Origin of the sequence: Acidovorax sp. NCPPB 3576, from assembly GCF_028473605.1 — a bacterium.
Lineage (GTDB): Bacteria > Pseudomonadota > Gammaproteobacteria > Burkholderiales > Burkholderiaceae_C > Paracidovorax.
Genome location: NZ_CP097267.1, coordinates 730,541 through 752,896 on the forward strand (window position 1 = coordinate 730,541; position 22,356 = coordinate 752,896).

At 67.5% G+C, this 22,356-nt stretch carries 22 protein-coding genes; 14 read left to right on the forward strand and 8 right to left on the reverse strand.

Features of this window, described 5'->3' with window-relative positions; translation table 11 throughout:
• Window positions 1-23: 23 nt before the first annotated feature.
• Window positions 24-950, reverse strand: coding sequence for a LysR family transcriptional regulator (locus tag M5C98_RS03580; protein ID WP_272551008.1), 927 nt, complete (start codon window positions 948-950; stop codon window positions 24-26).
• A gap of 146 nt (window positions 951-1,096) precedes the next feature.
• On the opposite strand from M5C98_RS03580, the gene M5C98_RS03585 reads away from it, so the two are divergent.
• The 3 genes from M5C98_RS03585 (at window position 1,097) to fabB (ending at window position 4,147) form a co-directional block, all read left to right on the forward strand.
• Complete coding sequence (locus M5C98_RS03585; RefSeq protein ID WP_272551010.1) at window positions 1,097-2,170, forward strand: type II asparaginase; 1,074 nt, start codon at window positions 1,097-1,099, stop codon at window positions 2,168-2,170.
• 214 nt (window positions 2,171-2,384) lie between these two features.
• The gene (fabA, locus tag M5C98_RS03590) at window positions 2,385-2,924 is read left to right on the forward strand and encodes a 3-hydroxyacyl-[acyl-carrier-protein] dehydratase FabA (RefSeq protein ID WP_272551011.1); all 540 of its coding nucleotides are present in this window, start codon (window positions 2,385-2,387) and stop codon (window positions 2,922-2,924) included.
• Entirely contained in the window at window positions 2,921-4,147 is a 1,227-nt protein-coding gene (gene fabB / locus M5C98_RS03595) for a beta-ketoacyl-ACP synthase I (RefSeq protein ID WP_272551012.1), read from the forward strand. Before fabA ends, fabB begins: the two co-directional genes overlap by 4 nt.
• Window positions 4,148-4,277: 130 nt before the next feature.
• On the opposite strand, the gene M5C98_RS03600 is transcribed toward fabB, so the two are convergent.
• On the reverse strand, window positions 4,278-5,300 hold the full coding sequence (locus tag M5C98_RS03600) for a c-type cytochrome (protein ID WP_272551013.1): 1,023 nt from the start codon (window positions 5,298-5,300) through the stop codon (window positions 4,278-4,280).
• Between the two features lie 377 nt (window positions 5,301-5,677).
• Between M5C98_RS03600 and glyQ the strand changes: the two genes are divergently transcribed.
• From glyQ to M5C98_RS03630, 6 genes are all read left to right on the forward strand, one after another.
• The gene (gene glyQ / locus M5C98_RS03605) at window positions 5,678-6,622 is read left to right on the forward strand and encodes a glycine--tRNA ligase subunit alpha (protein ID WP_272551014.1); all 945 of its coding nucleotides are present in this window, start codon (window positions 5,678-5,680) and stop codon (window positions 6,620-6,622) included.
• Window positions 6,623-6,654: 32 nt separating this feature from the next.
• Window positions 6,655-8,949, forward strand: a complete 2,295-nt coding sequence (gene glyS, locus M5C98_RS03610; RefSeq protein WP_272551015.1) for a glycine--tRNA ligase subunit beta — start codon at window positions 6,655-6,657, stop codon at window positions 8,947-8,949.
• Window positions 8,950-9,007: 58 nt separating this feature from the next.
• A complete protein-coding gene (gene gmhB / locus M5C98_RS03615) occupies window positions 9,008-9,604 on the forward strand; it encodes a D-glycero-beta-D-manno-heptose 1,7-bisphosphate 7-phosphatase (RefSeq protein WP_272551016.1) in 597 nt (198 codons plus the stop codon).
• Window positions 9,605-9,682: 78 nt separating this feature from the next.
• Window positions 9,683-10,429: a lysophospholipid acyltransferase family protein gene (locus tag M5C98_RS03620; protein WP_272551017.1), complete on the forward strand. Its 747-nt coding sequence runs from the start codon at window positions 9,683-9,685 to the stop codon at window positions 10,427-10,429.
• Complete coding sequence (locus tag M5C98_RS03625) at window positions 10,429-11,448, forward strand: M48 family metallopeptidase (protein WP_272551019.1); 1,020 nt, start codon at window positions 10,429-10,431, stop codon at window positions 11,446-11,448. The genes M5C98_RS03620 and M5C98_RS03625 overlap by 1 nt, the downstream gene beginning before the upstream one ends.
• A 74-nt stretch (window positions 11,449-11,522) precedes the next feature.
• Window positions 11,523-11,975: a rhodanese-like domain-containing protein gene (locus M5C98_RS03630; protein WP_272551020.1), complete on the forward strand. Its 453-nt coding sequence runs from the start codon at window positions 11,523-11,525 to the stop codon at window positions 11,973-11,975.
• Window positions 11,976-12,084: 109 nt separating this feature from the next.
• On the opposite strand, the gene M5C98_RS03635 is transcribed toward M5C98_RS03630, so the two are convergent.
• Window positions 12,085-12,738: a hypothetical protein gene (locus tag M5C98_RS03635; protein ID WP_272551021.1), complete on the reverse strand. Its 654-nt coding sequence runs from the start codon at window positions 12,736-12,738 to the stop codon at window positions 12,085-12,087.
• A 176-nt stretch (window positions 12,739-12,914) separates the two neighbouring features.
• A complete protein-coding gene (lysM, locus tag M5C98_RS03640; protein WP_272551022.1) occupies window positions 12,915-13,397 on the reverse strand; it encodes a peptidoglycan-binding protein LysM in 483 nt (160 codons plus the stop codon).
• 203 nt (window positions 13,398-13,600) lie between these two features.
• On the opposite strand from lysM, the gene M5C98_RS03645 reads away from it, so the two are divergent.
• Window positions 13,601-14,392, forward strand: coding sequence for a type III pantothenate kinase (locus M5C98_RS03645; RefSeq protein ID WP_272551023.1), 792 nt, complete (start codon window positions 13,601-13,603; stop codon window positions 14,390-14,392).
• 3 nt (window positions 14,393-14,395) lie between these two features.
• On the opposite strand, the gene M5C98_RS03650 is transcribed toward M5C98_RS03645, so the two are convergent.
• The 3 genes from M5C98_RS03650 to M5C98_RS03660 form a co-directional block, all read right to left on the reverse strand.
• The gene (locus M5C98_RS03650; protein WP_272551025.1) at window positions 14,396-15,172 is read right to left on the reverse strand and encodes a hypothetical protein; all 777 of its coding nucleotides are present in this window, start codon (window positions 15,170-15,172) and stop codon (window positions 14,396-14,398) included.
• Window positions 15,173-15,204: 32 nt separating this feature from the next.
• Window positions 15,205-15,873: a TetR/AcrR family transcriptional regulator gene (locus M5C98_RS03655; protein ID WP_272551026.1), complete on the reverse strand. Its 669-nt coding sequence runs from the start codon at window positions 15,871-15,873 to the stop codon at window positions 15,205-15,207.
• A 139-nt stretch (window positions 15,874-16,012) separates the two neighbouring features.
• A complete protein-coding gene (locus tag M5C98_RS03660; RefSeq protein WP_272551027.1) occupies window positions 16,013-16,576 on the reverse strand; it encodes a phasin family protein in 564 nt (187 codons plus the stop codon).
• Between the two features lie 217 nt (window positions 16,577-16,793).
• On the opposite strand from M5C98_RS03660, the gene rfbB reads away from it, so the two are divergent.
• From rfbB to rfbC, 4 genes are all read left to right on the forward strand, one after another.
• Entirely contained in the window at window positions 16,794-17,900 is a 1,107-nt protein-coding gene (rfbB, locus tag M5C98_RS03665) for a dTDP-glucose 4,6-dehydratase (protein ID WP_272551028.1), read from the forward strand.
• Entirely contained in the window at window positions 17,897-18,787 is an 891-nt protein-coding gene (rfbD, locus tag M5C98_RS03670) for a dTDP-4-dehydrorhamnose reductase (RefSeq protein ID WP_272551030.1), read from the forward strand. Before rfbB ends, rfbD begins: the two co-directional genes overlap by 4 nt.
• A gap of 21 nt (window positions 18,788-18,808) precedes the next feature.
• Entirely contained in the window at window positions 18,809-19,693 is an 885-nt protein-coding gene (gene rfbA, locus M5C98_RS03675; RefSeq protein WP_272551032.1) for a glucose-1-phosphate thymidylyltransferase RfbA, read from the forward strand.
• A gap of 112 nt (window positions 19,694-19,805) precedes the next feature.
• Window positions 19,806-20,351, forward strand: a complete 546-nt coding sequence (gene rfbC, locus M5C98_RS03680) for a dTDP-4-dehydrorhamnose 3,5-epimerase (protein ID WP_272551033.1) — start codon at window positions 19,806-19,808, stop codon at window positions 20,349-20,351.
• A 42-nt stretch (window positions 20,352-20,393) separates the two neighbouring features.
• Here rfbC and M5C98_RS03685 read toward each other — a convergent pair whose 3' ends face one another.
• On the reverse strand, window positions 20,394-22,277 hold the full coding sequence (locus tag M5C98_RS03685) for a hypothetical protein (RefSeq protein ID WP_272551034.1): 1,884 nt from the start codon (window positions 22,275-22,277) through the stop codon (window positions 20,394-20,396).
• Window positions 22,278-22,356 lie beyond the last annotated feature (79 nt).

Genomic DNA, 22,356 nt, shown 5'->3' on the forward strand with positions numbered 1-22,356 from the left:
CCGGCGCCGATCGAAGTGCCGGCTCAGAGCGTGGCGGCTTCGGAGGGCGTGCGCGCCATCGTCTGCATGAGCACGTTCGACAGCAGGGCCAGCATGCGTGCGGCATGGCGGTCCGGCGGGCGGTTGGCGGCGTGGTAGGCGTGCAGCGCCATGGGCGGCAGGTCACGCAGCGGCACGGCGGTGATGGCCGTCGGGTCGAGGTTGCGTGCGGTCAGGAAGTCGATCACCGTCCACCCCATGCCGCGCTTGACCAGCGCCAGCGCCAGTTGCGAGGTCTGCATCTGGATGCCCAGCTCGGTGTGCACGCCCAGGGTCTGCGCCAGTTCGGCCATGGGCTGGCGCATGGGCTCGTCGCCCAGCAGCTGGATCATGGGCGTGTTGGCCAGGAACGTGATGGGGTCGGACCGGTTCAGCCGCACCGCGCGCAGCCAGATGTCCCGCGCCACGGCGATGAACAGCGGCCCGCTCACCAGGATGCTGCTTTCCAGTTGCGGGTGCGGGTGGTCGTAGAAGCCCAGGGCGAAATCCACCGAGCGGGTGAGCAGCGCCTGCGCCATCTGGTCCTGGTGCAGGGTGCGCACTTCCACGCGCACCCGGGGCGACTGCTGGGCATGGCGCTCCAGCACCGCGGGCAGAAATTCGTGCGTGACGGACGGAATCGCCGCCAGCCGCACCAGGCCGCCCTCGGGTTGGCGCAGGTTGTGCGCGGTGCGGCGCAGTTCGTCGAGCTGGCTGTGGATCTGGCTGGAGGCGGTGAACAGCGCCTGCGCCTCCGGCGTGGGAAGCAGGGCGCCACGGGCCCGGCTGAACAGCGCGTAGCCCAGTTGCAGTTCCGCGTGCGCGATGGTTTTGCTCACCGCCGATGGCGTGATGTTGATCAGCCGGGCAGCCGCGCTCATGTTGCCGGTCTGCATGACGGCCTGGAAGACTTCGAGTTGGCGGAGGTTCATCGCGATGGGAGGGAAAACCAGAATATGACCGGAAGTCACACCCGGCCGGCGATTATTCCCCACAGCCCGCCACGGCGCTTCCTACCATACGGCACCTGCGGAAAATGCCGCGGGCACAAGAAGTGTCATTTATTACGGAGACTCACATGCTTTCCCCTTTGAAACTGAAGCGCCTGCTGGCGGGCGCCGCCTTCGCAGCCTGGGCCGTCGTGGCCGCGGCCCAACCTGCCGCCAAGCCCAACGTGGTGGTCCTGGCCACGGGCGGCACCATCGCCGGTGCGGGCGCTTCGGCGACCAACAGCGCTTCCTATGCCGCCGCCAAGGTGCCGGTGGACAAGCTCATCGCGGGCCTGCCCGAACTGGCGAACGTGGCCAACGTGAAGGGTGAGCAAGTCTTCCAGATCGCCTCGGAGAGCTTCACCAACGAGCAGCTGCTCAAGCTGGGCAAGCGCGTGTCGGCCCTGGCCAAGCAGGCCGACGTGGACGGCATCGTCATCACCCACGGCACCGACACGCTGGAGGAAACGGCGTATTTCCTGAACCTCGTGGTGCGCACCGACAAGCCCATCGTGGTCGTGGGCTCCATGCGCCCCGGCACCTCGCTGTCGGCCGACGGCGCGCTGAACCTGCTGAGCGCCGTCTCGGTGGCGGCCAGCAAGGATTCCTCGGGCAAGGGCGTCCTCGTGACCATGAGCGACGAGATCCAGAGCGGCCGTGACGTGGTCAAGGGCGTCAACATCAAGACGCAGGCGTTCCGCAGCCAGTGGGGCCCGCTCGGCATGGTGGTGGAAGGCAACAACTACTGGTTCCGTGCCCCCGTCAAGCGCCACACCGCGCAGTCGGAGTTCAACATCGACGAGATCGAAACGCTCGCCCCCGTGGAGATCGTCTATGGCTACGGCAACGTGCCGCGCGCCACGGTGGACGCCGTGGGCCGCTCGGGCATCAAGGCGCTGATCCATGCCGGCACCGGCAACGGTTCGGTGGCCGACCGGATCGTGCCCGCGCTGCAGGAACTGCGCGGCCAGGGCGTGCAGATCATCCGTTCCTCGCGCATCGCCGACGGCTTCGTGCTGCGCAATGCCGAGCAGCCCGACGACAAGTACGACTGGGTGGTCGCCCACGACCTGAACCCCCAGAAGGCCCGCATCCTGGCCGCCGTGGCGCTCACCAAGCCCCAGACCAGCAAGGACCTGCAGCGCATCTTCTGGCAGTACTGATCGGGACCCGATCCGCGCGGCCGCACGCCCGTGCGGCCTGCGCTGACGCGGTCCGGCGCGGTCCGCTTTCATGAAATTAGGGAATCACCCTTGGCCCTGTGTCACAGTCGGCCCTCCGTGTGCCTTGATAATGGATGCCCCGCCACCGAAAAAATCCCGGTGGCGCGCAATCAAAATCCGGCGGGCGCACCGCCGATCTGGAGCACGACTGACAATGGCTGATTCCTTTTCCTATGAACAACTGATCGCCTCCGGCGAGGGCAAGCTGTTCACCCCTGACAGCGGACGACTGCCGCTGCCGCCCATGCTGATGTTTGACCGCATCACGCACATCGACAGCGATGGTGGGGCGCATGGGCTGGGGAGAATCCGGGCCGAACTCGATGTGCGCCCCGACCTCTGGTTTTTCGACTGCCACTTCCAGGGCGATCCGGTCATGCCGGGCTGCCTGGGGCTGGATGCCATGTGGCAGCTCATCGGTTTCTACCTCACCTGGCTGCAATTGCCGGGCCGGGGCCGCGCCCTGGGCGCGGGCGAAGTCAAGTTCACCGGCGAAGTCGGCCCGAACGTGAAGCTCGTCACCTACGAAATCGATATCAAGCGCGTGATCAAGCGCAAGCTGGTCATGGCCATCGGCGACGCCCGCCTGCTGGCTGACGGCCAGGAAATCTATGTGGCCAACGACCTGCGCGTGGGCCTGTTCAAGCGTGAAGACGGGAAGGACGGAGCACCCGCAGCGGGAGCCACGGCATGACCATGAAGAAGCGCGTCGTCATCACGGGTGCGGGCATCGTCTCGTGCATCGGCAATGACCAGCAGGCAGTGACCGCGTCGCTGCGCGAAGGAAAATCCGGCATCCGCGCCATGCCCGAGTTCGCCGAACTCGGCCTGCGCAGCCAGGTGGCGGGCGCGCCGCAGATCGATCTGGACGCGCTCATCGACCGCAAGCAGCGCCGTTTCATGGGCGACGCGGCGGCGTATGCCTACCTGTCGCTGAAGGACGCCATCGCCCAGTCGGGCCTGGCGCCCGCCCAGGTGTCGCACCCGCGCACCGGCCTCATCATGGGCTCGGGCGGCGGCTCGCCGGCCAACCAGATCGAGGCAGCGGACACGCTGCGCTCCAAGGGCATCCGCCGCGTGGGCCCCTATCAGGTCACCCGCTGCATGGGCTCCACCGTGTCGGCCAACCTGTCCACGGCGTTCGCCATCAAGGGCATCAATTTCTCGATCACCTCGGCCTGCAGCACCTCCGCGCACTGCGTTGGCATGGCGGCGCAGCAGATCGCCTTCGGCCTGCAGGACGTGATGTTCGCGGGCGGCGGCGAAGAGCTCTCCTGGGGCCTGGCCACGCTGTTCGACGGCATGGGCGCCATGTCCAGCAAATTCAACGACACGCCCGAGACGGCCTCGCGCCCCTACGACGTGGACCGCGACGGCTTCGTCATCGCCGGCGGCGGCGGCGCGCTGGTGCTGGAGAGCCTGGAGCACGCCCAGGCCCGCGGCGCCACCATCCTGGCCGAGATCGTCGGCTTCGGCCTGTCGTCGGACGGCGAGGACATGGTCGCGCCCTCGGGCGACGGCGCCATCGCCTGCATGCGCCAAGCCATCGCCGAAGCGGGCGGCGGCACGATCGACTACGTGAACACGCACGGCACCTCCACTCCCGTGGGCGACCTGCCCGAGCTGCGTGCGCTGCGCGAGGTGTTCGGCGAGGCGGTGCCGCCGTTTTCCTCCACCAAGTCGCTCACCGGCCATTCGCAGGGCGCGACGGGCGTACAGGAAGCGATCTACTGCCTGTACATGTTGCAGAGCGGATTCATCGCCGGCTCGGCCCACATCGAGAACCTGGACCCGGCGGCCGAGGGCATGCCCATCGTGCGCACCTCGCGCGATGCGGCGCTGACCACCGTGCTGTCCAACAGCTTCGGCTTCGGCGGCACCAACGCCAGCCTGGTGCTGCGCCGCTGGGAAGGTTGAGGGCTCTCCGAGGTTAAGGGCTCTCCGAGGTTAAGTGCTCTCCAAGGTGCCCGGGGGTGCAGCAGAGTGTGCTGCGCCGGAACCGCGATCTGGCGGCCGGGGCGCTTCTCCCGGCCCCTGACCCGTTGGCTCAGTAGTTTTCGTTGACGTTGCGAAACGGCCCGAACTTCGCCCGAAGGTACATCTGGGGTTGACCTGGAAAATGCTCCGGAATCGCAAAGCCTTGCGGACGCAGGGCAGGATCTGGGTAGAGGCGCGCGCGGTTGGGATTTTGCAGGCGCGGCATGGCATCGTCATTCAGAAACGCAGCGATGTCGAGGGCCTGACTTGGCGTGAGCCGAGGCCGGTCGTAGGTGGAACCCAGTGGCATGGAGGCCCGGATATAGCGCGCCAGGAGCGGGACGGCGAACATGTGGCCGGCGTTGTCATAGGTATCGGGGCCGGCGATGGGCGGAAACAGGTACCCGCCGCCGGTTTTGAAGTCGGGGCGCTGCTGGCCGCCCGCGTCCCCGCCATGGCATGCACTGCACTGGGCAGCGTAGAGTTTGGCCCCGCGCTGCGGATCGGCGGCCCGCGCGACGTCGGGCATGGGCAACAGCCCCGTGCGTTCCATGGCCGAATGCGGCGGTGTGTCGCGCGCCAGCCAGCGGAGATAGGCGACGATCGCCTTCAGTTCCGGGGTGTCCGGCGTGACCGGCACACTGCCCGGGCCGAACATGCCGATGATGCGCTGCTCCAGCGAGATGATCTTGCCCGACTTGGCGTCGAACTTCGGATAGTCGTTGACCGCATTCACCAGCGGCAGTGCGAAGGGCTTGGTGCCGGGCAGGCCGGATGCGCCTGCCTGATGGCATTGCACGCAATGGAGGTTGTTCCAGCCCATCCGTTTCGCGGCATCGGGCGCCAGTTTTCCGACCCGCGACGACGTGTTGCGCAGCAGATCGATGCCATCGCGTATCGCGTCGCCCTCGGGCCCGGACGGGATGCGCTTCTCGTCGGGCTCTTGCCAGGGCTGGGGCGGGCGGGCCGCATAGCGTGCCAGCAGCGCGCGCGCTTGCGGGGTGGTCAGGGCATCGCCTACCTGGTGGGGGGCAATATCGAAGGCGTGCGCGGACACCGCGAAGGCCGAAATGCTGAAGAAAAGTGCGCCCATCCGGGACATGCTGGTCTTGCGAACGCGTTGCGCTGGCGCCGGCCGGATGCTCTGTACCGCATCCCGTCCGGCGGATCGCGCAAGCCTGGGGAGTTCGTCCTGTGTTTGTGTTTTGAAGAAAGAATGCAGGACTCCGCAAGCACTGGCGAATGCGCTTGAATTCCGCGCTGCGGATTCTGCCCATGGCGCCCGGGCGCATGGGTTTCGTTTTGTAAGCCGGGCTTCTCCGGTCTCTGCGCGGCAAAGGGGATCGGCTTTCATGGGCCGGTTCCGCCAACCCTTAGAATCCGCAATTCCGCGCGCCGCGCTCCCATTCTCATGATCGCGCCCGGGTCAGGGCCCCAGGCCATCGAAGCCCCGAGCGCCAGGACACACGCATGTTGACCTTCCAGCAAATCATCCTGAAGCTGCAGTCGTACTGGGCCGAACAGGGCTGCGCGCTGCTGCAGCCCTACGACATGGAAGTGGGCGCCGGCACCTCGCACACCGCCACCTTCCTGCGCGCGCTGGGCCCCGAGCCCTGGAAGGCCGCCTACGTGCAGCCCAGCCGCCGCCCCAAGGACGGCCGCTATGGCGAGAACCCCAACCGCCTGCAGCACTACTACCAGTTCCAGGTGGTCCTCAAGCCCGCGCCGGCCAACATCCTGGAGCTGTATTTGGGATCGCTGGAGGCCCTGGGCTTCGATCTGAAGAAGAACGACATCCGCTTCGTCGAGGACGACTGGGAAAACCCCACGCTCGGCGCCTGGGGCCTGGGCTGGGAGGTGTGGCTCAACGGCATGGAGGTGACGCAGTTCACCTACTTCCAGCAGGTCGGCGGCATCGATTGCAAGCCCGCCACCGGCGAGATCACCTACGGCCTGGAGCGCCTGGCCATGTACCTGCAGGGCGTGGACAACGTCTACAACCTGACCTGGACCGACGGCCTCTCCTACGGCGACGTGTACAAGCAGAACGAGGTGGAGCAGTCCACCTACAACTTCGAGCATTCCGACGCCGACTTCCTGTTCACCGCGTTCAACGCGCATGAAAGCCAAGCCCAGCACCTGATGGAGCAGCAGCTCGCCCTGCCGGCCTACGAGCAGGTGCTGAAAGCCGCGCACAGCTTCAATCTGCTGGATGCGCGCGGCGCCATCAGCGTGACCGAGCGCGCGGCCTACATCGGCCGCATCCGCAACCTGGCCCGCGCCGTGGCCAAGAGCTACCTGGACAGCCGCGCGCGGCTGGGCTTTCCCATGGCGCCCAAGGAATGGGCCGCCGAGGTGCTGGCCGATCTGGCCAAGGCCGACCAGCAACAGCAGCAGCAGAAGAAGGCGGCCTGAGGCACGCACGCGCAGCAGGAACACAAACCACCATGACCCATCCGAATCTTCTCGTTGAACTGTTCGTCGAAGAACTGCCCCCGAAGGCCTTGCAAAAGCTGGGCGACGCCTTTGCCGGCGTGCTGTTCGAGCAGCTGCAGGCTCAAGGGCTGGCCGCGCCGGGTTCGCGCCTGACGGCCTTCGCTTCGCCGCGCCGCCTGGCCGCGCACATCACCGAAGTGGCGCCCCAGGCCGCCGACAAGGCCGTCTCGCAAAAGCTCATGCCCGTCGCCGTGGGGCTGGATGCCACCGGCAACGCCACGCCCGCGCTGCTCAAGAAACTGGCTGCGCTGGGCGCCGACGCCTCCGCCGTGGCCGCGCTGCGCCGCGTGCCGGACGGCAAGGCCGAGGTGCTGTTCCATGACAGCACCGTGCGCGGCGCCACGCTGTCCGAGGGCCTGCAGAAGGCCCTGCAGGAATCCATCGCCAAGCTGCCCATCCCGAAGGTGATGCGCTACCAGCTCGCCTCCGGCTGCGAGCAGCCTGGCTGGACCAGCGTGAGCTTCGTTCGTCCCGCGCACGGCCTGGTGGCGCTGCACGGCACCGAGGTGCTGCTGTCGGTGAAGGCGCTGGGCCTGACCGCCGGAAACACCACGCACGGTCACCGCTTCGAGGCGGCCGTGGACCCGGTGGTCGTCACCAGTGCCGACAGCTACGCCCAGCAGCTCGCCGAGCAGGGCGCTGTGATCGCCAGCTTCGCCGAGCGCCGCGCCGAGATCGTGCGCCAGCTGCAGGCCGCGGCTGCGCGCGTGGGCGGCGGCGTGCGCCCCATCGAGGACGACGCCCTGCTCGACGAGGTGACCGCGCTGGTCGAGCGCCCCAACGTGCTGGTCTGCGAGTTCGAGAAGGAGTTTCTCGGTGTGCCGCAGGAGTGCCTGATCCTCACGATGAAGGCCAACCAGAAGTATTTCCCGCTGCTGCAGGCCGATGGCCGGCTGTCGCACCAGTTCCTGGTGGTGAGCAACATCACGCCCGCCGATGCCAGCGCGGTGGTGCAGGGCAACGAGCGCGTGGTGCGCCCGCGCCTGGCCGACGCCAAGTTCTTCTTCGACCAGGACCGCAAGAAGACGCTGCTGTCGCGCGTGGAGAGCCTCTCCAAGGTCGTCTATCACAACAAGCTGGGCACGCAGGGCGAGCGCGTGGAGCGTGTCAGAGCGATCGCCAAGGCCATCGCGGAGCAACTCTTCGCAGGCATCGGCGAGCACAACCCGGAACTGGATTCGCACGACGGCGAGATCGCGCGCGACTACCTGCTGTCGTGCGTGGACACCGCCGCGCTGCTGTCCAAGGCCGATCTGGTGACCGACATGGTGGGCGAATTCCCCGAGCTGCAGGGCATCATGGGCGGCTACTACGCCGCCAACGACGGCCTGGCGCACGAAGTGGCCCATGCCATCGAAGACCATTACAAGCCGCGCTTCGCGGGTGACGAGCTACCGCGCGAGAACGTGGGCGTCATCGTGGCCATGGCCGACAAGCTGGAAACGCTGGTCGGCATGTTCGGCATCGGCAACCTGCCGACGGGCGACCGCGATCCGTTCGCGCTGCGCCGCCATGCGCTGGGCGTGATCCGCATGCTGATCGAGCGAGATCTGCCGCTTGACCTCGAACTGCTTTTAAGCAGAGCTTTCGATGCATTCAATGATGAAGGCATTCAGCGAGCAATTTGGGATGCGCAGCAGGCGCAAGAGTTGGAGGCTAAGAAGCAAGCAGGGGGCATGTTTCTTCACGCCTCTAGTTTTTCCCCTCGTGAATTCGACACATCAACCGCTGCTAAGTTGGCTGACTTCATGTACGACCGCCTCGCCGGCAGCCTGCGCGAGCAGGGCTACAGCGCTCAAGAGGTCGATGCCGTCATCGCCCTGCGCCCGCAGCGCCTGTCGCTGGTGCAAAAGCAGCTCGCCGCCGTGCGTGCCTTCGCCGCGCTTCCCGAAAGCCCGGCCCTGGCCGCCGCCAACAAGCGCGTTGGCAACATCCTCAAGAAGGCCGAGGTGGCCGGTCCCGTGGACCCGCACGTCAATCCCGGCCTGCTGCAGGAAGAGGCGGAAAAGAACCTCTACGCCGCGCTGCAGCGCTTCGTGCCCGAAGCCGATGCGCAGTTCGACGCGGGCGACTACACCGCCAGCCTGCAGACGCTGGCCGTGCTGCGCGCGCCGGTGGATGCGTTCTTCGACGACGTGATGGTCAACGCCGAGCAACTGGACCTGCGCCTGAATCGCCAGGGCCTGCTCAAGCGCCTGCACGTGGCCATGAACCGCGTGGCCGACCTGTCCCGGCTGGCGGCCTGAGGCAGGGTGCCGCGCTGGTGGTAGGCTGGCGCAGTCTTTCACCAGGCGCTCCCACACCATGAAAATCGCCATCCTCGACCGCGACGGCACGCTCAACGCCTTGGACGAGGCCTTCATCGCCTCGCCCGACGAGTGGACCCCGCTGCCCGGGGCGCTGGAGGCCGTGGCGCGGCTCAACCATGCCGGCTGGCATGTCGTCGTCGCCACCAACCAGCCCGGGCTGGGGCGCGGGCTGTTCGACGTGATGGCGCTCAACGCCATCCACGCCAAGCTGCACCGCAAGCTCGCCGCGGTGGGCGGGCGCATCGACGCCGTGTTCTATTGCCCGCATGCGCCCGACGACCTGTGCGCCTGCCGCAAGCCGGCGCCGGGCCTGATGGAGCAGATCCGCGACCGCTACGGCGTGGAGGGCGACGACGTGCTGGTGGCCGGCAACTGCGTGGAGCACCTGCGGGCCGGCGCGGCCATCGGCGCGCGCCTGCATCGGGTCGGTGCGCCCCAGGCCGCCGAAGCGCCCCTGGTGGCCTCGGGCGATGCCCTGCTGCCCAGCCCGTGGCCCGAAGGCACGCAGTTCCATGCCAGCCTGGCCGACTTTGCCGACCACGTGGCCGCGCAATCCGCCGTGGCCGCGCCGGGCCTGAACATCGCCGTCTGATTGCTATTAATTTAATAGCTGTCTGCGCATATATTCCTAGGGCGTGAGCCCGAAAACACTCATTTTTTCCTGATTGCCATGGCCCTGATCCGTTCCGTCGCCCACCTGCTCTGGATGGGCACCACCGTGGTGCCCTATACGCTGCTCATCCTGCTGGTGCGCCTGTTCGGCGCCAGCAGCCGCACGCGCTACCGCATCGCACGCGCCTGGCTCAAGCTCAGCACCGATGCGGCGCGCGTCATCATGGGCATCCGCACGCGCATCACGGGCATGGAGCACCTGCCCACCAACCCCACGCAGGGCGTGGTGCTGCTGGTCAAGCACCAGTCCACCTATGAGACCTTCCTGATGCCGGCGATCATGCCGCGCCCCCTGGCCTACGTGTTCAAGAAAGAGCTGCTGTACGTGCCGTTCTTCGGCTGGTCGATCGGCAGCCTGGACATGATCCACATCGACCGCGGCCAGCGCGCCCGGGCCTTCGTGAAGGTGCTGCAGCAGGGCCGCGCGCTGCTGGCCAAGGGCACCTGGGTCATCATGTTCCCCGAGGGCACGCGCGTGGATCGCGGGCGCAAGGGCCAGTACAAGAGCGGCGGCACGCGCCTGGCCATCGAGGCGGGCGTGCCGGTGGTGCCGATCGCCGTCACCTCGGCCAAGGTGTGGCCTCGCAAGGCCTTCATCAAGCGGCCGGGCACGGTGGACGTGTCCATCGGCCGCCCCATCCCGACCGAGGGCCGCAAGCCCGACGAGCTGATGCGCGAGGTCGAGGCCTGGATCGAAGCCGAAATGCAGCGCCTCGACCCCGAGGCCTACGCGCCGGGCCGGTGATGCAGCGGCTGGTGCAGCTGGCGCTCGATCTGTTCGGCGGCGCGGCGCCGGCCGAGCCGCCGAGTGCGCCTGCCTCCACGCCCCGTGACGAGAGTTCAGAGCCGAATGCCGCGCATGCCGGCGGTTCGATTGCCGATGTTGCTATTGATTCAGTAGCAAAAGACGCTGCCAGGCCGCTGCAGCCGGTGAGCGCGCCGCCGCCATCGCTTACACCACCCGCCCCGAAAACGCCGCCCGTACCCCTGGGCACGTTGCTCACCCCCGCGATCTTCCGCCACCCCCGCGCCAGCCGCGAGGTGCTGCTGGGCGATGCCGTGGTGGGCTATGCGCTGCAGCGGGCGCGGCGGCGCACCATCGGGTTCACCGTGGGCGCGGACGGCCTTTCGGTGCGCGCGCCGGGCTGGGTGTCGCTCGCGGCCGTGGATGCGGCGCTGCAGGAAAAGTCCGCCTGGATCCTGCGCAAGCTCGGCGAGGCGCAGGACCGCCAGCAGCGCGTGGACGGCTCCCGCATCGCCTGGGGCGACGGCGCCGTGCTGCCCTACCTGGGCGAGCCGCTCACCGTGGTGCTGGACCCGACGCACGGCTTTCGCGGCGCGGGCGGCGCGCTGGTCGATGGCCCCGAGGGGCAGCGCCAATTGCACATCGGCCTGCCCCGGGCCGCCTCGCCCGCGCAGGTGCGCGATGCGGTGCAGGCGTGGCTCATGCGCGATGCGCGCCAGCGCTTCACCGCGCGGCTGGACCATTTCGCGCCGCTGCTGGGTGTGCGCTGGAGCAGCCTGCGCCTGTCCAGCGCCCAGACGCGCTGGGGCAGCGCGCGCAGCGACGGCTCCATCCGCCTCAATTGGCGGCTGCTGCACTACCGCCCCGCGGTCATCGACTACGTGGTCGCCCACGAGCTGTCGCACCTGCGCGTGATGGACCACAGCCCGCGCTTTTGGGACACCGTGCGCAGCGTCGTTCCCGACTACGCCGACCTGCGCGGGCGCCTGCGCGACGAGCCCGCGCCGCCCTGGGATTGACTCGCCTGCCAAGCCCCTGACGCCAGTGCTTGAAACCCGTGCGGCCTGCTGCCGGTGCTGACAGAATGCGCCGCATGACTTCCAACGCTTCTTCTTCCTCTTCCCCCTCTTCTTCCCCGGACCGGCCGCAGCCGGCCGAAGGCTACGCGGGCGATGTGTCGCCGGAGCTGGCATGGCAGTGGGTGCAGTCCGGCCGTGCCGTGCTGGTGGACGTGCGCACCGATGCCGAGCGAGACTGGGTCGGTTTCGTGCCCGGCGCCGTGGCCGTCCCCTGGAAGCACTGGCCGGGCATGGTGCCCAACCCCCAGTTCGACGCCACGATCCAGGCTGCGGTGCCGCCGGACGGCCAGGCCGTGCTGCTGTGCCGCAGCGGCGTGCGCTCGGTGGCGGCGGCGCGGCGGGCCACGGAGTTGGGGCTCACCGCCTACAACATCCTCGAAGGCTTCGAGGGCGATCCCGACGAGAACGCGCACCGCAACCTGAAGGGCGGCTGGCGCTTTCGCGGCCTGCCGTGGCGCCAGGGCTGAGCAGGTTGCCCGGCTGGCGTCCGCAGCCCTGCCGCGCAGGGCCTCGGCCCCGTCCATCGCCTGAGGGTGCGACGGTTCGCCTGTCGGCGGTGCGCTGAGCCTCGATCCGTCAGAGGAAGTACTGCACCGCGCTCGAATCGATCTGCATGCGGCGCCTCATGTCATCCAGTTCGGCATGGGTGAAAAAGGCCTCCACGGGGTCCGTCGAGATGCTGAGCGTCAACGCGTCGACAGAGATCGAATCCTTGTCGTGGTAGTGGACGTTGTCTTCGTCGAACGCAATGTGGTCGAACTGTTCGGAGATCGCCGCGATGGTCTCCCGTGCGGCGGATTTCTGTTCCTCTGCTGCGCTGGCATCGGTTGAAAAAGCGGTGGCGATATGGATTTCCATGTCCGCGTGGAAGTCGTCCGGCATGTGGGCGGCCACCTGTTTTGCGAGTTCCTTTTTATCGGCTTCGGGCTGCAAGTGGGCCAGCAAGGCGGTCTGGGTGGTGTCTGAACGGTAAGTCACGGCCACCCCCAGGCAAGGCCCGCAGCCGGTGGTGGTGGCCCTCGTCAGTTTGTTTTTCTGGCGCGGTGCCAGAAGCACCCCTTCGCCCATGGCGACCAGGCCCCGATCCAGGTTGGAGGGGTAGCGTTGCGCCAGCGGATGGTGCAGGCCTGCCTGCGGGTTGCGCACCGTGGCCGGTGGGCGCGGCTTCGATGATGGGGAGTGGGTTGGGGAGGCGTTGGTGAAGAGGGCGGATAGCAAGACGGTTTTCATGGATTGGCTCCGATGTCCCGTCAGCCTAAAAAAAATCGCACGGCCCCAGGCCGGATGCGCACGAAAAAGAAAGGCACTGTGCGAACCGAATGCTGGGCTGGCCTTTTTTCGGGTCTCCCAGAACAAAAAAAGGGCCTGCAAGGCCCTTTCGTCGATGCGCTGCAAGAGCGCCGGGGTCAGAGCGCAGGAATGCGCAGCTTCTGGCCGGGATAGATCTTGTCGGGGTGCGTCAGCATGGGCTGGTTGGCCTCGAAGATCTTGGGGTACTTGTTGGCGTCGCCGTAGAACTTCTTGGCGATGGCCGACAGGGTGTCGCCGCGCACCACGTCGTGGTACTGGGCTTCGGGCTCGGGGTGGGTGACGGCCATCTGGTTGTCCACGCTGGTCACGCTGGCCACGTTGCCGCAGCACAGGGTCACCTTCTCCTTGGCGGCCTGCGTGGGCGCATCGCCCTTCACGGTGACCTTGCCCTCGGGACCGGCGAACGCCACCTGGACGTTGCTCACGCCGAGGTTCTGCGAGGCGATGTACGTCTCGATGGCCTTGCCCGCCTTGGCGTTCAGTTCGTCCTGTGTCGGGGCTGCGGCCGTAGCGGCCTGCGCTTCCTTGCCGCCGAACAGTTTTTCGCCGGCTTCCTTGATGAAGCTGAAAAGTCCCATGTGTTGGCTCCTTGATGGTCTGTGGATCGGACCGCCCACTGTAGCGCCGCGGCGGGTCCGCCGGGTGTCGGACAGCCGCCCGAAGGAGCATGTCGATCCCGAGGGGCCGGGATACCCGCGCGGCCATGGGTGCCGGATCACGGCCCATCGTCCGCGTGTCCCGTGCGGGTAAGGCCGGTTTGTAAAAGTCGTGATAATCCCGCATGACTTTTCTGGCCATCGACGTCGGCAACACCCGCCTCAAATGGGCGATGTACGACGCTCCCCAGCCGGGCGCCGCAGTGCTCGCCCACGGCGCTGAATTTTTGGACAACATCGAACGGCTGGCCGAAAGCTCGTGGGCCGGGTTGCCTGCGCCCGAGCGCATGCTGGGCTGCGTGGTCGCCGGCGATGCCGTTCGCCGCCGCGTGATGGAGCAGATGGAACTGTGGGACGTGCTGCCGCTGTGGGTGGTGTCGTCCGCGCAGGAAGCGGGGCTGGTCAACGGCTATGACCACCCCACGCGCCTGGGCTCGGACCGCTGGGTGGCCATGATCGGCGCCCGCCATCGCCTGCTGGCGCAGGGCCCGGCGCGCCCGTTGATCGTGGTGATGGTCGGCACGGCCGTGACGGTCGAGGCGATCGATGCGCAAGGGCGTTTTCTGGGCGGTTTGATCCTGCCCGGCCACGGGATCATGCTGCGGGCGCTGGAGTCCGGCACGGCCGGCCTGCACGTGCCCACGGGCGAGGTGAGCCTGTTTCCCACCAACACGAGCGATGCGCTCACCAGCGGCGGCACCTACGCCATCGCCGGGGCGGTGGAGCGCATGGTGCAGCACGTCATGCAGCACTGCGGCGAAATGCCCGCCTGCATGATGACCGGCGGCGCGGGCTGGAAGATGGCGCCCAGCATGACCCGGCCGTTCGATCTGGTCGAGAACCTGATCTTCGACGGCCTGCTGGCCATCGCCGCACAGCGCTTTGCCCAGACCGCCGCGGACCGGGACAGCCGTTAAAGCCTAGCCTTCGGCCAGTTCCGTCTGGGCCAACTCCACGCCCAGCCGCTCCAGCGCATCGGCCGGGTGCGTGGTGGCGACTTCTTCATACAGGCGCGTGGCATCGCCCATGCGCTGGTCGCCTTCCAGGATGAGCAGCGCGTTGGCGTATTCGATCTTGCCGATCACCGAGTCCGGGTTGATGGCGAAGGCTTCCTCGAACAGCCGCAGGCTGCTGGCCTTGCGGGCGCCATAGGTCATGCTGCCCACCATCTCGCCGACCTTGTCGATGATCTCGGCATGGAACACGGCCAGCGCCAGCCGTGCATCGGCATGGGTGGGCGACAGCAAGATGACCTGCTCCAGCGTCTTGCGCACCCGGCTGCCCAGGCCCTGCGCCATGGCCTTGGCCACGCTGATGCCCTGGCTGTAGCGGCCGATCGCGTAGGCATGCCAGAACCAGGCATTGGGGTTGCCGGGCTCCGTGCGCATCTGGTCACCGGCCCGCTCGGCGGCTTCGGTCAGCAGCGCCAGGCGCCGGTCTTCGTGGGGCTCCAGGTAGTTCGCATAGACGATGGTGGCCTTGTTGGCCACGGTGATGCCGGCGCCGCCGGCGGCCAGCCCGGCGCGCGCCGCCTCTTCGAACGCCCCGCGGTGAAAGAGCACCCAGGCGTCGAGCACGGCAGCGTCGTCCGGACAGGGCTCGGCATCGCCTGCATGCAGGCGGCTCCATTGGCTGCGCACCGAGTTCGCGGTGAAGGGATAGGCATCGGAGTACGGGAAGGGCGTCCAGGGCTTCACGGTGCGTCTCCTTGCTGGGGTCTTTTTTTCGGTCAGGCAGCCAGGGCCTGGGTGCTGTAGGCGCCGCTCAAGACCTGCAGGTGGTCGCGCTGGCTGTCTTCCAGGTAGGGCATGAGCAGGTCCAGCACGTGGTGCGCGCCACGCAGCAGTGCGCTTTGCGCGCTCTCGGGCTCCAGCGCGTGCCGCGGGTCGCTCACGTATTCGAAGCTGAGCCAGTAGGTCAGCACCACGACCATGCTGGTGGCCATGGAGCCCGCGTCGCGACCTCCCAGGTGCAGTGCGCCCGTGCGCTCCATGCCGCTCAACAGCGTGCGCAGGGCCTGGGTCTTGCGCCCGAGCAGGGTCTGGAAGTGGGTTTCCAGGCGGCGGTTGCGCGACAGCAGGTCGTTCAGGTCGCGGTACAGGAAGCGGTACTGCCAGATCAGCTCGAACAGCGTGTGCAGGAAGAACCAGGCGTCTTCCACGTCGCGCACGCTCTCCGCCGCATCCAGCAACTCGTTCAGCGCCGCCTCGTAGCGCGAGAACAGCACGTTGACCAGCTCGTCCTTGGCCGGGTAGTGGTAGTAGAGGTTGCCCGGGCTGATGCCCAGTTCGGCGGAGATCGCCGTCGTCGACACGTTGGGCTCGCCAAAGCGGTTGAACAGCTCCAGCGTGGATTCCAGAATGCGCTCGGCAGTGCGGCGCGGCGCTTTTTTCACCATATTGGCGGCCTCCCGGTGCGTGGGTGGTTGTCTCTTTCACCCACTCTAACCGAGGTGGTCCGCCCGCACGGTGTTGCAGTGCATCATGCAAGGAATAGGCAATCCTTTGGGATCGCCTGTTTCCCATGGGTCAGAAGCGTCACTCGGCCGGCGGTTTCGGGGGCCGGGGCCGGGCCGCCGCAGCGGTCTTGCGGGCGGCGGTGGCGCGGCCGGTCGGGGGCTTGGCCGCGCCGCGCTTGGCGGCGGGGCGGGGCGCGGCCTGTGACGGGTTCTGTGCCTGGGTTGCGGCCTGCAGCGCCTGGGTGAGCGCGTCGATGCGTTCGTGCAGTGCCTGCACCTCGCGCGCGGTGGGCACGCCCAGGCGGGCGAGCGCCTTGGCCACGCGGTCTTCGAAAATGGTTTCCAGCTTGTCCCACTGGCCGGCCGCGCGCGTGCCCAGTACGCTGGCCGCGCTGGTCATGCGTTCAGCCGCTTCCGACAGGCGCTCCTGGGTGGTGGACTGGGTCTTGCGCTGCATGGCAGCGCCTTCCTTCACCAGCGCCTCGAACACCTTGCCGCCTTCCTGCTGCGCTTTGGCGAACGCGCCCAGGCCCGCCTGCCAGATCTGCTGCGCGGAGTCGCGCGCCTTGCTGCCGGAGAAAGGGCCGCTGCCGGCGGGATTGGCGTCGTCCGGAGCGTCGGGGTTTTTGGTGGATCGGGGCATGGATGGCTTTCCTTGGGGGCTGATGCAACGGTGCCGCACCGATGAGGTGTTCCAGGCGGCATCGCTTTGGGAGACTTTACGTGCGCTGTGCGCGCCGTGGGTAGTGTGCGGCCCCTAAACGGCACGGCAGGCCTGCTGCGGCTGGTAACAGGGCCCCGGCACGCGATGGGATAATCCGCGGCTTTCACACAGCGGCGCTTCGCGCGACCCTCATCCCATGATTCTTGTCACCGGCGGCGCAGGCTTCATCGGCGCCAACTTCGTTCTGGACTGGCTGGCTTCGGGCGACGAACCCGTGGTCAACCTGGACAAGCTCACGTACGCAGGCAATCTGCAGAACCTGGCGAGTGCGCAAGGCGATCCCCGGCATGTCTTCGTGCAAGGCGACATCGGCGATACGGCCCTGCTGACAAAGCTGTTGGCCGAGCACCGGCCGCGCGCCATCGTCAACTTCGCCGCCGAGTCGCATGTGGACCGGTCCATCCACGGGCCGGAAGATTTCATCCAGACCAACGTGGTCGGCACCTTCCGCCTGCTGGAGGCCACCCGGCAGTATTGGCTGGCGCTGCCGCAGGCCGACAAGGCCGCGTTCCGCTTCCTGCATGTCTCCACCGACGAGGTGTACGGCACGCTGTCGGCCGGCGATCCGGCCTTTGCCGAAACCCATGCCTACGAGCCCAACAGCCCGTATTCGGCCAGCAAGGCCGCGAGCGACCACCTGGTGCGCGCCTGGCACCATACCTACGGCCTGCCGGTGCTCACCACCAACTGCAGCAACAACTACGGGCCTTATCACTTCCCGGAAAAGCTCATTCCGCTGATGATCGTGAACGCCCTCGCGGGCAAGCCGCTGCCGGTGTACGGCGACGGCATGCAGATTCGCGACTGGCTCTACGTCAAGGACCACTGCAGCGCCATCCGCCGCGTATTGCAAGGCGGCGCACTGGGCGAAACCTACAACGTGGGCGGCTGGAACGAAAAGCCCAACATCGAGATCGTGCGCACGGTGTGCGCCCTGCTCGACGAACTGCGCCCGAGCGCCGACGGCCAGAGCTATGCCGCGCAGATCCACTACGTGAAGGATCGCCCCGGCCACGACCGGCGCTACGCCATCGACGCCCGCAAGATCGAGCGCGAACTGGGCTGGAAGCCCGCCGAAACCTTCGAGACGGGCATCCGCAAGACGGTGCAGTGGTATCTCGAAAACCCCGAGTGGGTGGCGGCCGTGACCAGCGGCGCCTACCGCGAATGGGTGCAGACGCAGTACCAGGCCGCGCCCGGCGCGGCGGCTGCGGCACCGAACGCCCTGGCTGCCAGCGCATGAATATCCTGCTTTTCGGCAAGGGCGGCCAGGTCGGCTGGGAGTTGCAGCGCAGCCTGTCGGTGCTGGGCACCGTGACGGCGCTGGACCACGACAGCACCGACCATTGCGGCAATTTCGCCGATCCCGCCGGCATCGTGGACACCGTGCGCGCGCTGCGCCCCGACGTCATCGTGAATGCGGCCGCCCACACGGCCGTGGACAAGGCCGAGAGCGAGCCGGACTTTGCCCGCACGCTCAACGCCACGACGCCGGGCGTGCTGGCCGACGAGGCCGCGCGCAACGGGGCCTGGCTGGTGCACTACAGCACCGACTATGTCTTCGACGGCAGCGGCGACCGCCCCTGGGTGGAGACCGACACGCCGGCGCCGCTGTCCGTCTATGGCCGCACCAAGCTCGAGGGCGAACAGCTCATCCGGCAGAGCGGGGCCCGCCATCTCATCCTGCGCACCAGCTGGGTCTATGCCGCCCGCGGCGGCAATTTCGCCAAGACCATGCTGCGCCTGGCCCAGGAGCGCGAGCGCCTGACGGTCATCGACGACCAGTGGGGCGCCCCCACCGGCGCCGACCTGATCGCCGACGTCACGGCGCATGCCCTGCGCCACCTGCAGCAGCGCCCCGAGGATGCCGGGCTCTACCATCTGGTGGCCGCTGGCGAGACCAACTGGCATGCCTATGCAAAATACGTTCTGGCGCAATCAGCACTAGGGGGTGATGCTATAAAAATAGTAGCAAATGAGGTGGCGGCCGTTCCGACGAGCGCGTTTCCCACTCCGGCCGTGCGCCCGCACAATTCGCGGCTCGACACCCGCCGGCTGCAATCCACGTTCGGCCTCGTGCTGCCGCATTGGCAGGCGGGCGTCTCGCGCATGCTTGCCGAAATCCTTTAGCACCCAGGCCAGAGAGAGCACATGACCGCACGCAAAGGCATCATCCTCGCCGGAGGTTCGGGCACCCGCCTGCACCCGGCCACGCTCGCCATCAGCAAGCAATTGCTGCCGGTGTACGACAAACCCATGATCTATTACCCGCTCAGCACACTGATGCTGGCGGGCATCCGGGAAATCCTGGTCATCAGCACGCCGCAGGACACTCCGCGCTTCGAGCAATTGCTGGGCGACGGCAGCCAGTGGGGCATTCAGCTGCGCTATGCCGTGCAGCCCAGCCCCGATGGGCTGGCCCAGGCGTTTCTCATCGGTGAAGAGTTTCTCGCGGGCAGCCCGAGCGCCCTGGTGCTTGGCGACAACATCTTCCACGGCCACGATTTCGAGGACCTGCTGCGCAGCGCCTTGCAGCGCAAGGAGGGTGCGAGCGTCTTCGCCTATCACGTGCAAGACCCCGAGCGCTACGGCGTGGCCGAGTTCGATGCCAGCGGCAAGGTGCTGTCCATCGAGGAAAAGCCCAAGGCCCCGAAGTCCAGCTATGCCGTGACGGGGCTGTACTTCTACGACGCGCAGGTGGTGGAACTGGCCAAGCGGCTGAAGCCGTCCACGCGCGGCGAACTCGAAATCACCGACCTGAACCGCCTCTACCTGGAGCAAGGCGCGCTGCACGTCGAGATCATGGGGCGGGGCTATGCCTGGCTGGACACCGGCACGCATGAAAGCCTGCTGGAAGCCGGGCAGTTCATCGCGACGCTGGAACACCGGCAGGGCCTGAAGATTGCCTGCCCCGAGGAAATCGCCTGGCGCAACGGCTTCATCGACGATGCGCAACTGGCCCGGCTGGCGCAGCCGCTGTCCAAGAACGGCTACGGCCAGTACCTGCAGCGGCTGCTCCGGGAGCCGCGCGAGTAGCAGGGCGCACGGGCGCCGAGCCGCTTCGGCCTGTGCCCGCCTGGCGCGGCCTTTTCAGGCCGGGGGTGTTTCCCTTCTGTCTCTTTTCTTTTTCGTTGCTGGCACTTTCTCCATGAACGTTATTTCCACCCGCATTCCCGATGTCGTCGTTCTCGAACCCAAGGTGTTCGGCGATGCGCGGGGCTTCTTCCTCGAGAGCTTCAACCAGCGCGCCTTCGACGAGGCCACCGGCACGCGCCATGCGTTCGTGCAGGACAACCACAGCCGCAGCGCGCGCGGCGTGCTGCGCGGCTTGCACTACCAGCTGCGCCAGCCGCAGGGCAAGCTCGTGCGCGTGGTGCGCGGCGCGGTGTTCGACGTGGCGGTGGACTTGCGCAAAAGCTCCCCGACGTTCGGCCAATGGACGGGCGAGGAACTGAGCGAAGAAAACCAGCGCCAGATGTGGGTGCCGCCCGGCTTCGGCCATGGCTTCGTGGTGCTCAGCGAGAGCGCGGATTTCCTCTACAAGACCACCGACTACTACGCCCCCGAGCATGAGCGCTGCATTGCCTGGAACGATCCGGCCCTGGCGATCGATTGGCGTTTCGAGGGCGAACCCAGCCTGTCCGCCAAGGACATGAAGGGCCTGCCGCTGGATCAGGCCGAGGTGTTTGCCTGAAGCCTGCGGCAGGCTGAGCGGGACCCGTCCCTCATCACCGGCTCACGGGCCCTTGGGTGCCAGCGTCTGCTGCGTGGCCCGGTAGAGGCGGTCGGAGCCGAACTTCGTGTTGTCGGGATCGAACGAGAACATGTTGTGCCCCCGGGGCACCAGCGCGCCATGCCAGCGCGGCTCGGCGAAGAACGAGAGAAAGTCCGCCCCCTTCTGTGCATGGGCATCGAACACGCGCTGCAGCGAGGAGGCATCCATCGCCTTCAGGGGATGGAATTCGGTGATGCCATAGCGCGTGTTGCCGCTGTGGCCCAGCCAGTCGAAATAGGAGTGCCCGTAGGTCGGCTCGCCATACAGGCTCACGCCCAGCCGGATGTTGCCCAGCGGCCGCAGCGATGCCTGGATGGCGAACTTGTTTTCGTCCCAGCCCGGGTTCGTGAACGGCACGATCTGGTGGGTGTAGCGCGGCACGCCGGTCAGGCACGACCGCGCCACCACGCCATCGAAATAGCGCAGGTAGTCCACCCCCTGCTGCGCGCGGAAGGCGTGCCACAGCGGCACGAGCGGGTTGTAGTAGTACGAGGACGCATCCCGCGGAGTGTCGATGTGGGCCTGTACACCGGGCGCTGCCGGCGTGCTGGCAGGCAGTGCTGCCTGGGGCTGCGGCTGCGGCGTGTTCTGCTGCCGATCCATGATGGCCACATCGCGGCGGCCCAGGTGGGTGAGGGCGCCGGGACGGGTTTCCAGGAAGATGTCCAACTGGTGCAGCCCGGCCGGCAGGCCACGGAAGTCCAGGTCCAGCCGCCAGCCCGTGTTGGCGTCCCCGAACTCCGGCTTGGCCGCCAGCACATCCTGCCGCCCGAGCCGCACGGCGGTCTTGCCCGCAAAGTGGCCGTTGCGGTAGAGGTGGATCCAGGCGGGTCGCTCCGGGGTGGCGCCTTCCACATGGGCCCAGCCCGAAATGGGCAGGGTTCCCTGTGCGAACGAATCGATGTGCTCGGTGTAGCGGCGCAGCGGCTCCGTGCGGATGTCGCGGGAAGGGGGCTGCACGTCGGAGAACGCGGCGTAGTCGCCGCCCACGGCGCGGTTGAAGGCCTCGATGCCGCCGAATTCGGCCTGCAGATAGCGGCGGAACCCCTCGACCGAGGCTGCGCTGTAGTCGGTCACGCGGTAAGGGCCGTCGAAGCCCATGCCTGCCTGGAAGTTGGGGAACAGGTGGTGCAGTTCGCCCAGCAGCGTGATGCCGCGGATCTTGGCGCGGTCCTGTGCGGGCAACTGGCATGCGGCGTCAAGCACCGCGCGCATCGCCTGCTCGCGCCGCTCGGTCAGCGAGTTGCGGGTGGTGGCGAACGTCCAATTGAAGACCTTGGAGTCGTAATAGTCGTCCGTGCCCAATGCGCCGTCACGGGTGTGGCCCATGTTGGCGGGGTCGGCGGCCAGGGCGGCCTCGATCGGGGCCTCCGCCGAGAAATGCGTGGAAAACAGGTAGAGGATCGCCGGCCGGGGTGTGTCGCGCAGCGTGCGGACCAGGCGCCCCACTTTTTCATCGTCGATGCGCCAGGCGCCATCCGCCTCCTGGCGGAAGAGGCGAAGCAGGGGCACGGGCAGGGTATAGCCCAGGGCCTGGCGGGGCGATGTCTGGTCGGCGGGCTGCAGCGTTTTCAGCGTGGATTCGACGAGCGCGGCGGCCGATCCCTGCGGGCCCTGGCAGCGCTCGGCCAGGTCCTGCATCGAGGCCGGCAGGGTCTCGGGCGAGAGAACGCAAGGCTCGATGACGCTGACCATCGGGGCCAGCAGCAGTCGATGGGCCTCGGACGGGAGCGCCGGCGCATGGCGCTTCAGCAGCGATGCGCCCCCCGCGCCAGCCAGAAGAACGCCCATGGCTGCGAGGGCCATGGACACGTGCAGGGCAGTCCGTCGGGAGGGTCTTTGCATGGGCGGTAAGGGGCAGGCGCTGAAATCGATCAGGGGGTGGCCCGCGACTGTAAGCGAATGCACGGCATGGCCCCCGGAA

What these genes read in the sequence shown, in the direction of transcription:
- rfbA (WP_272551032.1), top strand. Translation starts at nt 18,809, where the DNA reads ATGACCGCACGCAAAGGCATCATCCTCGCCGGAGGTTCGGGCACCCGC.
- rfbB (WP_272551028.1), top strand. Translation starts at nt 16,794, where the DNA reads ATGATTCTTGTCACCGGCGGCGCAGGCTTCATCGGCGCCAACTTCGTT.
- glyQ (WP_272551014.1), top strand. Translation starts at nt 5,678, where the DNA reads ATGTTGACCTTCCAGCAAATCATCCTGAAGCTGCAGTCGTACTGGGCC.
- rfbD (WP_272551030.1), top strand. Translation starts at nt 17,897, where the DNA reads ATGAATATCCTGCTTTTCGGCAAGGGCGGCCAGGTCGGCTGGGAGTTG.
- M5C98_RS03580 (WP_272551008.1), bottom strand. Translation starts at nt 950, where the DNA reads ATGAACCTCCGCCAACTCGAAGTCTTCCAGGCCGTCATGCAGACCGGC.
- M5C98_RS03660 (WP_272551027.1), bottom strand. Translation starts at nt 16,576, where the DNA reads ATGCCCCGATCCACCAAAAACCCCGACGCTCCGGACGACGCCAATCCC.
- fabA (WP_272551011.1), top strand. Translation starts at nt 2,385, where the DNA reads ATGGCTGATTCCTTTTCCTATGAACAACTGATCGCCTCCGGCGAGGGC.
- rfbC (WP_272551033.1), top strand. Translation starts at nt 19,806, where the DNA reads ATGAACGTTATTTCCACCCGCATTCCCGATGTCGTCGTTCTCGAACCC.
- lysM (WP_272551022.1), bottom strand. Translation starts at nt 13,397, where the DNA reads ATGGGACTTTTCAGCTTCATCAAGGAAGCCGGCGAAAAACTGTTCGGC.
- M5C98_RS03625 (WP_272551019.1), top strand. Translation starts at nt 10,429, where the DNA reads ATGCAGCGGCTGGTGCAGCTGGCGCTCGATCTGTTCGGCGGCGCGGCG.
- M5C98_RS03630 (WP_272551020.1), top strand. Translation starts at nt 11,523, where the DNA reads ATGACTTCCAACGCTTCTTCTTCCTCTTCCCCCTCTTCTTCCCCGGAC.
- M5C98_RS03620 (WP_272551017.1), top strand. Translation starts at nt 9,683, where the DNA reads ATGGCCCTGATCCGTTCCGTCGCCCACCTGCTCTGGATGGGCACCACC.
- fabB (WP_272551012.1), top strand. Translation starts at nt 2,921, where the DNA reads ATGACCATGAAGAAGCGCGTCGTCATCACGGGTGCGGGCATCGTCTCG.
- glyS (WP_272551015.1), top strand. Translation starts at nt 6,655, where the DNA reads ATGACCCATCCGAATCTTCTCGTTGAACTGTTCGTCGAAGAACTGCCC.
- gmhB (WP_272551016.1), top strand. Translation starts at nt 9,008, where the DNA reads ATGAAAATCGCCATCCTCGACCGCGACGGCACGCTCAACGCCTTGGAC.
- M5C98_RS03600 (WP_272551013.1), bottom strand. Translation starts at nt 5,300, where the DNA reads ATGGGCGCACTTTTCTTCAGCATTTCGGCCTTCGCGGTGTCCGCGCAC.
- M5C98_RS03655 (WP_272551026.1), bottom strand. Translation starts at nt 15,873, where the DNA reads ATGGTGAAAAAAGCGCCGCGCCGCACTGCCGAGCGCATTCTGGAATCC.
- M5C98_RS03635 (WP_272551021.1), bottom strand. Translation starts at nt 12,738, where the DNA reads ATGAAAACCGTCTTGCTATCCGCCCTCTTCACCAACGCCTCCCCAACC.
- M5C98_RS03685 (WP_272551034.1), bottom strand. Translation starts at nt 22,277, where the DNA reads ATGCAAAGACCCTCCCGACGGACTGCCCTGCACGTGTCCATGGCCCTC.
- M5C98_RS03585 (WP_272551010.1), top strand. Translation starts at nt 1,097, where the DNA reads ATGCTTTCCCCTTTGAAACTGAAGCGCCTGCTGGCGGGCGCCGCCTTC.
- M5C98_RS03645 (WP_272551023.1), top strand. Translation starts at nt 13,601, where the DNA reads ATGACTTTTCTGGCCATCGACGTCGGCAACACCCGCCTCAAATGGGCG.